Origin of the sequence: Runella sp. MFBS21 (assembly GCF_029433105.1) — a bacterium.
Classification (GTDB): domain Bacteria; phylum Bacteroidota; class Bacteroidia; order Cytophagales; family Spirosomataceae; genus Runella.
The window spans coordinates 19,139-33,750 of record NZ_JARNTW010000009.1 but is presented as its reverse complement, the minus strand read 5'-3'; the positions used below and the strand labels follow the sequence as shown (position 1 = coordinate 33,750).

The following is a 14,612-nucleotide window of genomic DNA, read 5'->3' as shown; positions in this document are numbered from 1 at the left end:
TTAATTCATGGAAAATAAAGACTTCAAACCCTACATCCCCAACGAAAGCAACATTGCCGAGTTTACCGTTAAATCGGTCGTCATGGGAGCTATTTTTGGTATTCTTTTTGGAGCGGCCACGGTTTATTTATCACTCAAAGCAGGGCTGTCTGTATCTGCCTCCATCCCCATTGCAGTCTTAGCGATTTCGCTGGGACGCAAGTTTTTGGGTACCACTATTCTCGAAAATAATATTATCCAAACTACTGGTTCAGCGGGAGAATCGATTGCTTCGGGAGTAGTGTTTACATTGCCCGGTTTTTTGTTTTTATCCATGACCGAAGAAGGCAAAAGTATCGGTGCCGATTTTTTCAATTATTGGACAATCTTGACCTTGGCCATTTTGGGTGGTTTTCTCGGGACTTTTATGATGATACCCCTACGTCGTTCGCTGATTGTTCAAGAACATGGTACCCTCCCCTATCCCGAAGGAACAGCTTGTGGCTCTGTACTTATTGCAGGAGAGAAAGGGGGAGATTTAGCCAAAACAGCCTATCAAGGTCTAGGCGTAGCCATGCTTTATGCTTTTTTTCAGAAGATACTCCACGTCATTGCCGAAGTCCCCAAACTTGCTTCTTCGCAAGCAAACAAAATTTTTCCGTCGGCTGTAGTCAGTGGCGAAATCACCCCTGAGTACCTTGGGGTAGGCTATATCATTGGTTTTCGTATTTCGGCGGTTTTGGTAGGAGGAGGCTTGTTGGCTTGGCTAGGATTGATTCCTTTATTGGCGACCCTTGTTCCGGCAGATACGATTGCAGAGCAGCTCATCAAACTTGGCTACTTACAAAGCCTCACTACAGCAGGCGGGCCTGGCGGCTGGGACCCCGCTACTCATAGCTTTGCCGATACAGCGTCGGCCATTTATCGGGCTTATATTCGGCAGATTGGCGCAGGGGCAGTGGCGGCGGGTGGTTTTATGGCTTTGATGAAAAGTATCCCTACGATTGTTTCCTCTTTCAAACAAAGCTTGGCTTCGATGCAAGCAGGCAATGAAAGTGGACGCGCTCGCACTGAGCAAGATTTATCTTTCAAAGTGGTTTTGTTGGGCTGTTTGGGATTAATCATCCTCATGATTATCCTTCCCCAAATCCCCGGTGATGGCTTCTTAACCAAAACACTAATCGCCATTTTGGTCGTCGTATTTGGATTTTTCTTTGTCACGGTAGCAAGTCGCATTGTGGGTATTATTGGTTCAAGTTCTTCACCCGTTTCAGGAATGACGATTGCTACCATTATGGCCACCTCTTTGGTTTTTATTGGATTTGGTCTTACTGGCAAACTCTACGAACCTGCCGTATTGGTTATTGGAGGTATGATTTGCATCGCCGCTGCCAATGCCGGCAATACTTCTCAAGATTTAAAAACGGGCTATTTAGTAGGCGCAACCCCTCGTTATCAGCAAATTGCCCTCTTTATTGGCGTCATTGTGTCGTCTTTGGTGATTGGAGCTACGGTCAAGCTTCTCGATACACCCACCCCCGATTTAGCAGCTCAAGGTATCCAACATGCCATCGGTACTGATAAATTTCCCGCTCCTCAGGGTACCCTCATGGCGACCCTTATCAAAGGGCTTTTATCTTTTAATCTCGATTGGCAGTTTGTGTTGGTAGGGGTATTCATTGCGGTCACAATCGAAATCATGGGTGTAAATGCGCTTTCGTTTGCGGTGGGTTTATATTTACCACTTTCTACTACTCTACCGATTTTTGCAGGAGGCTGTGTGAAGGCTTTTGTCAATTGGAATAGCAAACGTAAAGGCATCGAAGAAGAAGACGCCGACTTAGGCAAAGGCAATTTGTTTTCGACGGGCCTCGTAGCAGGCGGAGCTTTAGCGGGTGTTGTGGTGGCATTGCTATCAGTCAATGACTCTATTTTTAATGCCTTAGCCAATATTAATTTAGAGCCTAGCCTAGCTCACAGCCTTGGAGAAGGCGGTTATCATATATTAGGGACGTTATTGTTTGCAGCTATGGCGGTAGTGCTGTACCGCACTGCGATGAAACGCTAAATCTAAGTTTGGCAAGTTGGGGCTTTATCGTCCTCTCAACTTGCCAATTCTCTAACTTTCCTAAGCCATGATGATTTTACGCATAGCAGTAGCTATTATCTTGTTGACACACAGCATGCCAGTCATGTTAAACAATGGAGTCAACGATTTTGGCAATCTCTTTCTTAACCAAATTGGTTTTGCACCCTTAGGGGTTCCTATCGCATGGGCTGTCAAAATCTCTCATGTCGTTTGTGCGCTGTTATTAGTTGTCAATAAATACCTCAAATGGGCAGGATTTATTACGATTTTGGTACTCCTTGGCGGTATCATACTTGCACATTATCCCGAAGGATGGTTTGTGGTCGGAAATGGCCGCAATGGAGTCGAATACAATTTTCTTTTGATTTGTACTTTAATAGCCATTATGTATCCTGACGGCTTCAAAACTTCCTTTTTCTTGACTAAAAAATAAACAACACTTTCCTACACAACTACTATACTTCTTTACAGTTTTTTTCATCACAGTTTACAAGGACACCTACTGTCAGCCAACAAGCTACAGGATAGGTTTTCCGTGCATAAGCCCCTAAAAATCAACAACAAAACCCATTTTATTTTCAATATTTTATTTAAAAATGTACACTTATGAATCATTTGTGTCGTTATTGAGTTTTCTTTTCAACTAATAGCCGATAGACATACGCATTTAGTTTTTGTTAAACAAAACCTTAAACAAACCAATGAAAAAAGTAGCTGTACTTCTTTGTGTTCTTCTTTCAGTAGGTGCTTTTGCCCAAGGTATTAAGACACCTGCGCCAAGCCCCACCCAAACAATCAAGCAAGATTTTGCCCTTTCTTCTATCGAAATCAACTATTCTCGGCCTGTCATGAAAGGTCGTAAAATCTTTGGTGACTTGGTGCCTTTCGGAAAAATCTGGAGAACGGGCGCCAACAGTGCTACCAAAATTACTTTTGGCGAAGATGTAAAAGTAGGCGGTGTGCCTGTTAAAGCGGGTTCTTATGCTATCTATTCTGTACCTAACGCCAATGAGTGGGAAATCATCATCAACAAAGGTGCCAACAACGGTGGTCTTACTGGTTACAAAACCGAAGATGACGTAGCTCGCTTCAAAGTAAAAGCAATGGAGCTGCCTTTTGAAATTGAATCTTTCACTGTCATTTTGGCTAACGTCACTGCATCTTCAGCTACGGTTCAAATCTTGTGGGAAAACACCGCCGTCGAATTCCCTGTGGAAGCCGACATTGATAGCAAAATCATGGCGCAAATCAACACTGCTATGGCTGTAGATAGCCGTCCTTATTTCCAAGCAGCAAGCTACTATTTCGACAACGGCAAAGACATCAGCAAAGCGCTTGAATGGGCAAATAAGGCTGTAGAAGCTCAGCCTACTGCTTTTTGGGTATTGCACCTTAAAGCCAAAATCCAAGCCAAAGCAGGCGATAAAGCAGGTGCTAAAACAACTGCAATGAAATCTATCGAATTGGCAAAACAAGCCAAAAACGATGATTATGTAGTATTGAACCAAAAGCTAATCGCTACTTTATAAGATTGTTAGTAAAATTCAAACGCCCTTGGTTTCCGATGAGAAACCAAGGGCGTTTGAGTTTTAAAAGTATTATTTAGAAATTCTGAACTAAGGCTTTGCCAACAAAAACTCTTTTACCAGCTCTAGTTGGTCGGTACTTAGGAAATCTGCTCCCGCTTCCCGTAACTTTTTCCAAACTACAGGGTCTTCGGGACACGCCCACAAACGTAGCTTTTTGCCTTCGCTGTGTACTTTTTGTACCAACGTCTTCAATTTCTGAAATTCAGCTTCTGGCATCTCTCCTTTACCCCGCCATGTCAAGTGATTGGCGTAATTGTCGCTTACGACAGGCATTAAATTGGCACTCATTTTTTTACCCAAATCAGCCGGACGTCCGTCCAAAGACGCTAATCTTTCTTTGGCTTTTTTTAAGGTTTCGATAGGCCGATTTCCCGAAATAAATACCGTCACTGCGTTTACCTTAGGCGTATTGCCTTTATAGGAAGTAAACAAAGAACGGTATTTTTGCAACAATTTTTCTAAAGCAAGATACGTACTTTCAGCCTCGGTTTTGAAATCAATCATCAAATAAAACGGTCCTTTATAGCCCGCATAAATTTGTCCATTGTTTTGTGAGATGCGTTCTTGAAGCGGTTTGAAATACAAGTTTTCGAGCGTATTTGTAGCGTTGTTGAAAGTAGGACGCTCATGTGCTACAAAAAGCGTATCATTGATAAGATATACATCTGCTTCTACACTCGTAAACCCTTGGTCGAGAGCATCCCACAAAGGACGCGATTGTTCATAATCATTGTGGGCATGTGCATTGGGCAGAGCCACGACATCCGTTTTCACCGCAGGAGCTTGTAGCTTCGCGACAGGTTGAAGCCAAGCGGTTTCGACATCTCCCGCCGCAAAAGGATTGTATTTGGGTTTGTTAGAAATGATTTTAGCCCGTACCATCAACTCATCTTCACCCAAGGTATAACTTGATTCGGTGCCTTTGATTTCCTTAAAAACTTCCGTTTTGTCTTTTCCTTTTTTAAGACCAATCCACTGTATGGTATATTCAATCTTAGGCTCTGCCTTGATTTTAAACGAAATAGACTCGGGGGTTTGGACACATCTTTCAAGCTCCACGCCAGACGTGGCATAAAACCGCCCTGCTTCCATCGCTTCTATGAGCGAACGAGGTGATAAATCAGCCGCGTTGACCATTACCCAACCACGGCCGGTATTGCTAAATTCTAAGCCAAAAAATTGGTAATTATGGCTATCGTCGGTAGCAAGTCCATACATCAGTGGCCGACCTTGTTTGAGGAAATGCACATTGATTTTATCCCACATGGTTTCGGTACCATCGCGCTTATCATCGCCATAATTATTGACCAAAGGATGCCCATTAAACACCTCAAAAAAGCGTTCGTAGCGCAATTGCATCAAATCTTGCGCCGTAATGGCATAATAAAAATTGGGATGATTGATATGAGGAAACATCGGCTGTCCCGTCTGACGGCGCTGCGCCACTACCAAATCAATATTGTTTTGCATCACCTCCGCTACGCTGTTTCCCCTTTGTGGCCTAATGAGGTTTTGTACATTGGTCATATTGATATGGATAGGCTTGCTATCATAGCCGGTAGAAACCTCTTCACTTTTGATAATCAAAAACTTACCGGCTTCATCAAAATAACTTCGGTATTCTTGCAGGTTTTTGAGGCGTACTTTGAGAGAGTCGTTGGGACCTTTTTTGTAAGTGACCCAATCGGGGCCAAAAGTGCGCAGATAGCGTTCAAACGTACGACGACGCTCTGGTACACGCGGTACGTTTACCCATTTTTCGCCTTCTTGAAAAGTATTATGATCTGATAATCCCACAAAGTGGTAGCCGTTGGCTTTGTACCACTCCATAATCATTTCGGGATAATCGTCGCCGTCGCTCCATAACGAATGCGTATGCAAGTTGCCTTTGTACCAGTTTTGAGCCTGAGCAACCGATAGCCCAACAAACAAAAAAAGGAAGAGTAAGAAACGCATCTTAGAGAAGAATATTGATTGATGCTCACATAAGACACTTATCTTCCATTTCTAACATTATGATATCATTAAGGCTATTATTTTACATCTTAATGAGAAGGCCAACCTTTCATAACCAAGGCCAGCACTATTTCGGAATCGCCGTAACTTGAGTAAGTGTATCTGCTTTTTCTTTTTCGTCGTTTTGTTTTTTCTTTCTGAAATATCTTCTAAACAGAAAGTTATGTTGTAAAGCTTCGAGATTTTCGTCAAGTTTGGCCGAGCCACTTTCAAGATTTTGAAGGATTCCTTTTACATTTTGGGCGGTTTTGGCATCATGAAGCAACACCCCCACCGTACTATTTTTGTCGTTATTAATTTTTTGACTCGTTTCTTGTAGATTGGCCATCATGACTTTGGCGGAGTTAGAAGTTTCGCGAAGCATGCGGGAAGTTTCACCTAAAGTATTGACCGTTTGCTTCAAATCACCATACATCTGCTTATCTGTCATCAAATCGTTGACAAAATTACCCTCTGTATTGAGGTTTTTGGAAAATTGAGCCAACGAAGCAGTAGTTGCTTTGGCGTTGACGGTAGCCGCTTCCAAACCACTCAAAGTAGTGTTTAATTTAGTATATAAATCATCCTGCGTCAAGAGCTTACCCACAGACCCTTGTCCCCCTTTAATACTATGAATGAGTTCTTTGAAATCGGTCGTAATCGCTAGCAAATTTTTATTGTTTTCTTGTAAAGTTTTTATCATTTCTTGCTGCGATTCTTCTTTAGATACGTGAAATTGATAGCCATCTTCTACCATATCGGCAGCGGAGGAACCACCCGATACCACAATAATCGTATTTCCAATAAGTCCGTCGGAACTTACTTTGACGGTGGCATCCTTTTTAATGAATTTTTGGGAAGCCTCTTCAATCCCAAAAGTTACTTTCACTTTTGAGTTTTCTACAAAATCAATGCGTTTAACGGTCCCTACTTTTACTCCCGAAAACCATACATTGCTTCCCCGAGTTAGGCCATTGACATCGTCTAGGATAGCATAAGCATCAATTTTATTGACAAACGTCTTACGCATTGTGCCAATCATCAATATCCCTGCTACTAAAATAAGGACACCCAAGACCACAAATAGACCTACTTTTACTTTATAGTTGTTAGACTTTGGCGCAGATTTCATGCTGTATATATGTTTTAGTCTTGAAGTTTGGATTCAATAAAATTATAATCATAAAAGTTACGAATACGAGGGTCAGGATTAGAGAAGACCTCCTCAAACGTACCTTGATACTTAAACTTGCCGTCGAAAAGCACGGCTACTCGGTCGCCCGTTTCTTTGGCACAGGTCAAATCGTGCGTAATGATGATAGAACTCGTTCGGTATCTTTCTTTCACTTCATTCATCAAATCATTGATTTCTTGACACGTAATAGGATCCAAACCTGCCGTGGGTTCATCATAAAGCATGATTTTGGGGTTCATGATGAGCGTCCGCGCAATCCCAATCCTTTTTCGCTGCCCTCCCGACAATTCTGAAGGCATCTGATCAAGTGTCTTTTTGAGCCCTACTCCATCTATTACTTCTTCTACTGCCTTATCGATTTCCGCGCGTGTCATATTTTTAATGTTTCTGACGAGCGGAAACTCCAAGTTTTCGCGCACGGTCATACTATCGTACAAAGCGCTATTTTGGAAAGAAAAACCTATTTTCAAACGCAAGGCGTTGAGTTCTTTTTTATCTAAATCAGGCACCGACTGCCCAAATACTTTTACTTGTCCTCGGTCAGGCGAAAGCAATCCCGCAATGATTTTAATCAATACTGACTTGCCCGTTCCCGAACGTCCCAATACTACCACATTCTCATTTTCGTACACGTCCAGATTGACACCAAGCAATACATCAAGGCTTCCAAATGATTTATATAAATCTTTTATTTCAATGGTTTTCTCCATGATTGGGTCTATTTTTAACGAAACCAATTGGTGACTTGTACAATAAAAATCTCTTCTATAAATATCAAAAACATGGAAAGTACGACCGAAGAGTTAGCAGCTTTTCCTACACCTTGGGTACCATTGCTGGCGTTGAAGCCTTTATAACATCCAATCATCCCAATAGTAAAACCAAAACTAACGGCTTTGATTACGGCCGTAATCACGTCTAGAAATACAATACTGTCAAATCCTTTCTCAAAAAATGCGTAGAGGTTGGTACCTTCATTGACTGTAACATTAAGAAAACAGCCGGCCAAAGCCACTAAAGCGCAATAAAAAGACAAAATGGGAATGGTAATGGTGGAAGCTAGTACCCGCGTCACTACCAAATATCGAATAGGATTTACGGCCGATACCTCCATAGCATCGATTTGCTCAGTCACTTTCATAGAACCTAATTCGGCGCCAATTCCCGACCCAATTTTACCAGAACAAATCAGAGAAGTAACTAAAGGTGCCAACGCTCTCACAATAGCAATAGTCACCAGAGAAGGAAGCCATGAAGTAGCCCCAAACTCCATAAGCGAAGGCCGAGATTGCTTGGTAAAAACGAAGCCCGTTACAAAACCCGTCAATGAAATCAAAGGCAGTGAACGCAGCCCAATGTGATAGCATTGACGCACAAATTCATTGAACTCAAAATCACCCGAAAAGGCTTCCTTAAAAACCAATTTTACAAATTCGAAGGCATTGTAAAAACCTAATAACCAATCATCTATTTTTTCAGAAAAAACTGGCTTTGTTGCTTCCCTGCTCATATGTTGGTACTAGTGTTTCGATTTTATGACGTAGATTTTACTCAAAACTATAAAGAAGTAATGTTAAAAAATTATTCCACAAAACACTGTAGAACAATTTCCCCAAAACTTAGATATAAACCAAAAACTCTTTAAAACGAGGATTGCACAAAAAAAACGTCGAAATTTGGGCAAAAAATTCCCCTATTTTTGCCCACTACAATATTCTCAGCATTTTGACATAAGGAATAGGCCCTTTGTAGAAAATTGCTCCTTCTTGGTACATCCCAAAACGTTGGTAAAAAGGAGCGGCCTCTAAACGCGCATCACACCAAATTTGAGTAGCTTTTTGTAAAACAGCCTCCTCAAATACCGCTTGTAGCAAAGCGGTTCCGATGCCTTTTCTTTGATAATGAGGGTGCGTAGCAAATTTACGAAAGCGGGCGTGATGCCCCGTATCTATAAAAAGAGAGATTACGGATACGAGTTCATTTTCTACAAAATACCCAAAATGAAATCCCGCATCATCTTCGGGTACTTTCACAAAGTCGAGTGACTGCTCAGGCCACAAAACCTGATGACGAAGTGGGTAGGTATCAGCAGCGGTTATTTCACGAATCATGACCAAAAACAATTGCGGCACTGCCTTTGGTGACAGTGCCGCAACTTTAATTTTGTGTACTAAAAATCCCCTCAGGGTCGCATTTTTTGGAGAGCAGTTCTTTCATAAATTCATAATCTAGAAGCTCAGCATCTAAGAGCCGAGTTTTATGAAGATTAGCCCACGCAGCATCATAGTTTTCTTTATGGTATTCAAGGACCGATTTTTTGAGGTAGGCATTGGCATTGGTGCTATCGATTCGTAGCACTCTACTCAAGATTTGGTCAGCCTCTATCAACTCCCAATTGTCTTTGCTGTCTTTGAAATGGATCAAATCTACCGTAGCTAAATCTACCAAAAGCCCTACATTCATGGAATCGATATCAGCGCCTTTTCGGAGCATTCTTTCGGCATCTGTAAGGCGGCCTTGATGATAGCACATCACTCCCAATCCCCACAAACAATCACTGTTTTTATTGTCGAGGAGATAGGCCAAATTGAAACGATAGCAGGCCGTATCTAGCTCTCCTTCTTGTAGATAATCCCAACCACGAGCCGAAAAAAACTGACTTGCCTCGCTACGACTTGCAAAATTTTGGTCACAATCATTTAAGAAATGTATTTCAAACTCTATTTGTTCTACACTCTTACTCGTTTCTCCAAAAAGAGGAAGCAGATGAGGGTTTTTGACAGCAGGAGCGGATTCTTTTGCTACTTGTGTGCTAGTATCGGCAGGGCGGCTACTACTCACAAATTGCATGGCTTGAGCCGATGCTACCACAGGGGCTAAGATTGCCCAAAAGGACCCCAATACAAAATGACTAAGTGACAATATCTCTTTCATACGCTACCAACTCATCAGAACGTCATAAAAAACGTTTCATTCTTCACATTATTATCCCAATCCTCACTTTTTTCGTTTGTTACCGTTTTTTTTTGGCGATAGGGTTTGCTTTTTTTTAGGCTTCGAATCTACAAATTTTTTATGTTTCTTTTCATGAAATGCTCCTTTAAAATTTGGGTCTTCTTTGCGACGCTGATTGTCGAGTTCGCGAAGCATTTCCTGTTTTTCCTCAAAGGGAGTTTCGGGCACTTCTACGTTTAGGGGCATAGAAGTCCGTGGAATCTTCATTCGAATGATTTTCTCAATTTTGGCAATATGATATTCATCCGACATGGTTACAAAAGTAACGGCTTTTCCTTCTTGATTGGCACGTCCCGTACGTCCAATACGGTGCACATAATCTTCATAGATAAGGGGTACATCAAAATTAACGACATGACTTACCATCGTGACGTCGATTCCACGAGCAGCAACATCCGTAGCGATTAAGATACGAACATTGCCTTCCTTAAAGGCTTCCATAGCATTGATACGCGTATTTTGGCCTTTATTAGCATGGATTACCCTCACTTCATCTTCTGAAACTACCTTGCGTTTCAAAAATTTGTAAATATTCTCCGCTGCTTCTTTTGACCGTACAAAGACCATTCCGCGCTGAAAAACCGCTGCATCCTGAACAAGATGCTCCAACAAATTGATTTTGGTTCTAAAGTTGGGTACTTCAAAAATCACCTGCGCTACGCGTTCGGCGGTGGTGGCTTGGGGGGTCACTTCTACGCGAACGGGTGCTTCTAAAAAATTTTCAGACAAGCGCTCAACCTTAGGTGGGAAGGTAGCCGAGAAAAGCAAATTTTGTCTTTTGCGGGGAATTACCTCCAAAATTCGATTGATTTGGGGCATAAAACCCATATCCATCATCTTGTCGGCTTCATCAAGAATCAAAGTCGAAAGCTGCTTGACTACAATCTCCCCTCTCAAGTACAAATCCATAAAACGCCCTGGGGTAGCCACGATAATATCTACTCCTTTTTGGATATTTTCAATTTGCGTTTTGGGACCTAAACCACCATACAATGCGACACACCTCAAATCCGTATATTTGCCTAATACGCCAATCGCTTCGTGGATTTGCATTACCAATTCGCGCGTAGGTGCCAAAATAAGTGCCCGAGGAGTCTGTCCTTGGGCGTATTTGATACGCATCAACAAAGGCAATACATAGGCGGCGGTTTTGCCTGTACCTGTCTGTGCAATTCCCAATACATCATGCCCTTGCAATGCCAACGGAATGGCCTGCTCTTGAATAGGCGATGGAGTTTCGTATCCGGCCTCTGCTATGGCATTGAGGAGCTGTCGGTTGAGGTTAAAATCTTCAAAAGTCATCGAAATCAATTTAATTCAAATAAAGAAAAGACGTTAGCTTTACGTACGCTTTCTTGTGCTTGGTTGTCCAAAACTCAAACAAAACCTACTCAATCCTATGGAAGGAATTGTTTTTAAATATTTATTTATAAAAACAAATTAAACAACTGAATATCAATCATATAATACATCATTAATTATTCAAAAACAAAATCTATTCGTTGTTCTTTATTCTTTCTAACGCACTCAATTCCAAATACATTCAAAGTTACAAGAAGTTTTGTTACGAATAGCCCAACGAAAATCTTAACTTTGTGACCGAAAAGTCACTTATTCATCCGCTTAGTTACTCCATCTTAGATTATATATGAAATTCGGCGTAGTAGTATTTCCAGGCTCCAATTGCGACGATGACACCGTTTATACCTTACGGGTCAATTTAGAACAAGAAGTTGTTAAACTTTGGCACAAAGACCACGACCTCAAAGGTTGCGATTTTATCATTTTGCCGGGTGGTTTTTCGTACGGTGACTATTTACGTACGGGAGCGATTGCCCGCTTTTCTCCTATCATGAACGAAGTAATCGCCCACGCAAATCGGGGAGGATATGTGATGGGGATTTGTAACGGATTTCAGATTTTGGCCGAAGCAGGGCTCGTACCGGGGGTATTGCTACGCAACAGTTCTCAACGCTACATTTGCCGCAATGTATATTTGAATCCACAAAGCAAATCAACAATCTTGACGGCAGGTCTCGACCGCTCTGCTTATAAAATTCCGATTGCACACGGAGACGGACGGTATTTTGCAGATGAGGATACGCTCAAAAGCCTTAATGACAACGATCAAGTATTGTTTAGATATTGTGACGCCAATGGTCTTATCACCGAAGCCGCCAATCCTAATGGGAGCTTAGAAAACATAGCAGGGGTATCTAACGCTGGTAAAAATGTGTTTGGAATGATGCCTCACCCCGAAAGAGCCTCTGATGATGCGCTTGGCAATGCCGACGGGCGTTTTATTTTAGAGCAACTTTTGGCCGTAACCGCCTAAAAATTAAAATTCTAACAATAAAAAACGCACATGAGAATTCTTATGTGCGTTTTTTATTGTTAGAATGAATATCCAACGGCAATATTAAAAACAAGGTTTTCTTTGCGCCAGCTTTTGTTTCTAAAATCAAACTGATTGAATACCCATCTTTCAGTTTCTGGAAGCCAAGGTTTACGGAAAGGCGTGGCCAAATCTAAACGTAACAACACAAAAGGCGTAACAATCCGCAGCCCTAATCCTCCTCCTACGGCTACTTGTTTGTAAAATTGATTGGTAAATACCGCATTATCTTCTGGGAGATAAAACGAATCATCATAATTGCGGTACATCCATATATTGCCTGCATCCACAAACATCGCTCCTTCAAAATATTGGCTAAATCTTAACCGTAATTCAGTACTCGCTTCCAAACGAATATCCCCAAAAGAAGCGTTTCCAAAAATACTTGCCGTAACCGAGTCGGGCTGATAGCTTCCAGGGCCTAAGGTGCGCGCCCTAAAAGCCCGAATACCGTTGGTTCCTCCCCCAAAATACTGTTTAAACTGCGGCATTGATAATGAATTGCCATAAGGAATCCCGACACCTGCCAATACACGACTGGCCCATTTCATAGTTTTACTCACCTCTCGATAATAACGCATCTCAAAATCGAAGCGAGCGTATTGTTCATAAGGAATTCCAAATACCATTCCTACTTCTTCCCGACCTTTGGCAAGTAGCCCAGCGACATTACCAGCAATATCGATTCCGCCAGTAAATACAAAGTTGTTTTTACTCAATGGCCGAGGCGTCGGCGTATACGTAACATTGTATTGAGCTCCTAAAATGAGCCTATTTTCCAAAATCCTGAAATAACGAAGCAAATCTTGAGGTTTGGCAAAGGGGTCTGTAATCAAATTCAAAAATGCTTCTCCATTGATATTAGTAGGCTGTACTATATTGAGCGCAATAGGCAATAAGGTATGCTCAAACTCGGTGCTTTTGCGCCAGCTATACCCCCAATTGAACTTAATGGAGGTTTGGGTATAAAGCCCCTGCTGAGTCAGCCGCTCAAAACCTGTGGTCAAGGTTGTTTTGGGAAGACCTTGGCTTTTTTCGGGTCTCACTCGATAAAAAGGGAGTACAAATCTTGGAAAAGACAATTCGGCCTCAAAACTTGTACGATAAAAATCTCTGACATTGGAGTTGCGATTACCCCCAAGTTGTACATCCAAACCAGCTGTGGCATTGAGACGAAGCTGCTCCGCTCCTCGAAAAAGATTTCGATTGAGCCAGGTTAAGTTAAACTGAGTACCTGTAAGGTTATTAGACTTAGTCACCGCACTGATTTCAGCGCGAAGCGTTTTCTTTTTGAGCGGAGTCAGATAATAATATACATCCAAAAAAGCCGAATCGGAGCGCGGAACTAGTTCAAATTGATTTTTGACAAACTTAAAATTTTTGAGGTTGATGAGTCGCGAAAGTGATACATCATGGACTTCGCTGCTGTACATCGTCCCTCTACGAAATCCAATAGCATCAAAAAAGATTCTTGGTTTGTACGCCTGGGAAGGGTCTACAATTCGGACACCGCTTCTTCGTCCTACCAGACTCGGGACAGTATCTTTTTTCAGGCTTCCATTGTCAGAAATAACGTAAATGTTTTGAATAAAATACGTTTTTAGAGCCAACTGTGTCGTGTTAGGTTTAAGCTCTACGTACAAATTTACCTTATGGGTATTAAGATTGGTATCAGCTTTGACAATGAGGTAATCGGGCCGAAAATAATAAAATCCCTGCTTTTTAAGTTCACGTTCTACACGGTTTCGTTCTTCTTCAATCACACTCAACCGATACGGATTTCCTGCTTTGAGGAGTGTTTTTGGGGAAACATCACCTAGACTTTTGGAAAAAACGCTGATGTTTGAATCAGGCTTTACAAACTGTACACTATTGATAGTATAGCGATGTTTCAGATATACCGTATAAGTCGCCTTTGATTTACGCTTGCTTTCGGTCAGCTCGCCCGTAGCGCTAGATCTAAAATAACCTTCATTGTTGAGATAATTGCCAATGATAGCACTGTTGGTGGTGACAGCCCGACGACTCGCAAATACTGGGGGTTCCCCAAATCTCTTTCGAAACCATCCACGAAAGCTTTTTTCTTTTTTAGGCTCTCCCAATACATAATACAACCATACTTTATAGGGAAACCCTAGCAGCATCGTATTGGGCTTGGGCCTTATGATAGGCTCTATTTCTTCTTTTACTGTTTTTGACACTTTAGCTGCCATGCCCGAATCCGCCACCATTTTTACTTCAGCACCTGTGTATATGCTCTCATTAGGAGGCAAATAACGCGAAACCGAACAGCTAGAAAGCCATACCGCCAACAACACAAAAAAGATATTGCATACTCTAATCACGCTTAGCTCA

General features: G+C 41.8%; 12 protein-coding genes. 4 read left to right on the top strand and 8 right to left on the bottom strand.

From position 1 onward, the window contains the following. Positions 1-7: 7 nt before the first annotated feature. The 3 genes from P1X15_RS17850 to P1X15_RS17840 all read left to right on the top strand — a co-directional run bounded on the left by P1X15_RS17850 (position 8) and on the right by P1X15_RS17840 (position 3,597). Positions 8-2,047, top strand: coding sequence for an OPT family oligopeptide transporter (locus tag P1X15_RS17850; protein WP_277339497.1), 2,040 nt, complete (start codon positions 8-10; stop codon positions 2,045-2,047). Between the two features lie 67 nt (positions 2,048-2,114). Beyond that, a complete protein-coding gene (locus P1X15_RS17845) occupies positions 2,115-2,501 on the top strand; it encodes a DoxX family protein (RefSeq protein WP_277339496.1) in 387 nt (128 codons plus the stop codon). Positions 2,502-2,769: 268 nt separating this feature from the next. Further along, positions 2,770-3,597 (top strand): DUF2911 domain-containing protein, encoded by an 828-nt coding sequence (locus P1X15_RS17840; protein ID WP_277339495.1) that lies wholly within the window; start codon positions 2,770-2,772, stop codon positions 3,595-3,597. An 87-nt stretch (positions 3,598-3,684) separates the two neighbouring features. Here the strand turns inward: P1X15_RS17840 and P1X15_RS17835 are convergent, their stop codons facing one another. The 7 genes from P1X15_RS17835 to P1X15_RS17805 all read right to left on the bottom strand — a co-directional run bounded on the left by P1X15_RS17835 (position 3,685) and on the right by P1X15_RS17805 (position 11,164). Further along, on the bottom strand, positions 3,685-5,613 hold the full coding sequence (locus P1X15_RS17835) for a histidinol-phosphatase (protein ID WP_277339494.1): 1,929 nt from the start codon (positions 5,611-5,613) through the stop codon (positions 3,685-3,687). 127 nt (positions 5,614-5,740) lie between these two features. After that, positions 5,741-6,784, bottom strand: a complete 1,044-nt coding sequence (locus P1X15_RS17830; protein WP_277339493.1) for an MlaD family protein — start codon at positions 6,782-6,784, stop codon at positions 5,741-5,743. A 14-nt stretch (positions 6,785-6,798) separates the two neighbouring features. Further along, a complete protein-coding gene (locus P1X15_RS17825) occupies positions 6,799-7,557 on the bottom strand; it encodes an ABC transporter ATP-binding protein (protein ID WP_277339492.1) in 759 nt (252 codons plus the stop codon). Between the two features lie 14 nt (positions 7,558-7,571). Beyond that, positions 7,572-8,357: an ABC transporter permease gene (locus tag P1X15_RS17820; RefSeq protein WP_277339491.1), complete on the bottom strand. Its 786-nt coding sequence runs from the start codon at positions 8,355-8,357 to the stop codon at positions 7,572-7,574. A 196-nt stretch (positions 8,358-8,553) separates the two neighbouring features. Further along, positions 8,554-8,958, bottom strand: a complete 405-nt coding sequence (locus P1X15_RS17815) for a GNAT family N-acetyltransferase (protein ID WP_277339490.1) — start codon at positions 8,956-8,958, stop codon at positions 8,554-8,556. 46 nt (positions 8,959-9,004) lie between these two features. Then, positions 9,005-9,781 carry a tetratricopeptide repeat protein gene (locus tag P1X15_RS17810; protein ID WP_277339489.1) on the bottom strand — a complete coding sequence of 259 codons (777 nt, stop codon included), beginning with the start codon at positions 9,779-9,781 and terminating at the stop codon, positions 9,005-9,007. A 63-nt stretch (positions 9,782-9,844) separates the two neighbouring features. Next, complete coding sequence (locus P1X15_RS17805; protein WP_277339488.1) at positions 9,845-11,164, bottom strand: DEAD/DEAH box helicase; 1,320 nt, start codon at positions 11,162-11,164, stop codon at positions 9,845-9,847. A 346-nt stretch (positions 11,165-11,510) separates the two neighbouring features. Between P1X15_RS17805 and purQ the strand changes: the two genes are divergently transcribed. Continuing rightward, a complete protein-coding gene (gene purQ, locus P1X15_RS17800; RefSeq protein WP_277339487.1) occupies positions 11,511-12,197 on the top strand; it encodes a phosphoribosylformylglycinamidine synthase subunit PurQ in 687 nt (228 codons plus the stop codon). Between the two features lie 59 nt (positions 12,198-12,256). Here purQ and P1X15_RS17795 read toward each other — a convergent pair whose 3' ends face one another. Then, positions 12,257-14,602 carry a BamA/TamA family outer membrane protein gene (locus P1X15_RS17795; RefSeq protein ID WP_277339486.1) on the bottom strand — a complete coding sequence of 782 codons (2,346 nt, stop codon included), beginning with the start codon at positions 14,600-14,602 and terminating at the stop codon, positions 12,257-12,259. Positions 14,603-14,612: the final 10 nt, after the last annotated feature.

What these genes read in the sequence shown, in the direction of transcription:
- P1X15_RS17835 (WP_277339494.1), bottom strand. Translation starts at nt 5,613, where the DNA reads ATGCGTTTCTTACTCTTCCTTTTTTTGTTTGTTGGGCTATCGGTTGCT.
- P1X15_RS17845 (WP_277339496.1), top strand. Translation starts at nt 2,115, where the DNA reads ATGATGATTTTACGCATAGCAGTAGCTATTATCTTGTTGACACACAGC.
- purQ (WP_277339487.1), top strand. Translation starts at nt 11,511, where the DNA reads ATGAAATTCGGCGTAGTAGTATTTCCAGGCTCCAATTGCGACGATGAC.
- P1X15_RS17815 (WP_277339490.1), bottom strand. Translation starts at nt 8,958, where the DNA reads ATGATTCGTGAAATAACCGCTGCTGATACCTACCCACTTCGTCATCAG.
- P1X15_RS17805 (WP_277339488.1), bottom strand. Translation starts at nt 11,164, where the DNA reads ATGACTTTTGAAGATTTTAACCTCAACCGACAGCTCCTCAATGCCATA.
- P1X15_RS17840 (WP_277339495.1), top strand. Translation starts at nt 2,770, where the DNA reads ATGAAAAAAGTAGCTGTACTTCTTTGTGTTCTTCTTTCAGTAGGTGCT.
- P1X15_RS17830 (WP_277339493.1), bottom strand. Translation starts at nt 6,784, where the DNA reads ATGAAATCTGCGCCAAAGTCTAACAACTATAAAGTAAAAGTAGGTCTA.
- P1X15_RS17810 (WP_277339489.1), bottom strand. Translation starts at nt 9,781, where the DNA reads ATGAAAGAGATATTGTCACTTAGTCATTTTGTATTGGGGTCCTTTTGG.
- P1X15_RS17850 (WP_277339497.1), top strand. Translation starts at nt 8, where the DNA reads ATGGAAAATAAAGACTTCAAACCCTACATCCCCAACGAAAGCAACATT.
- P1X15_RS17825 (WP_277339492.1), bottom strand. Translation starts at nt 7,557, where the DNA reads ATGGAGAAAACCATTGAAATAAAAGATTTATATAAATCATTTGGAAGC.
- P1X15_RS17820 (WP_277339491.1), bottom strand. Translation starts at nt 8,357, where the DNA reads ATGAGCAGGGAAGCAACAAAGCCAGTTTTTTCTGAAAAAATAGATGAT.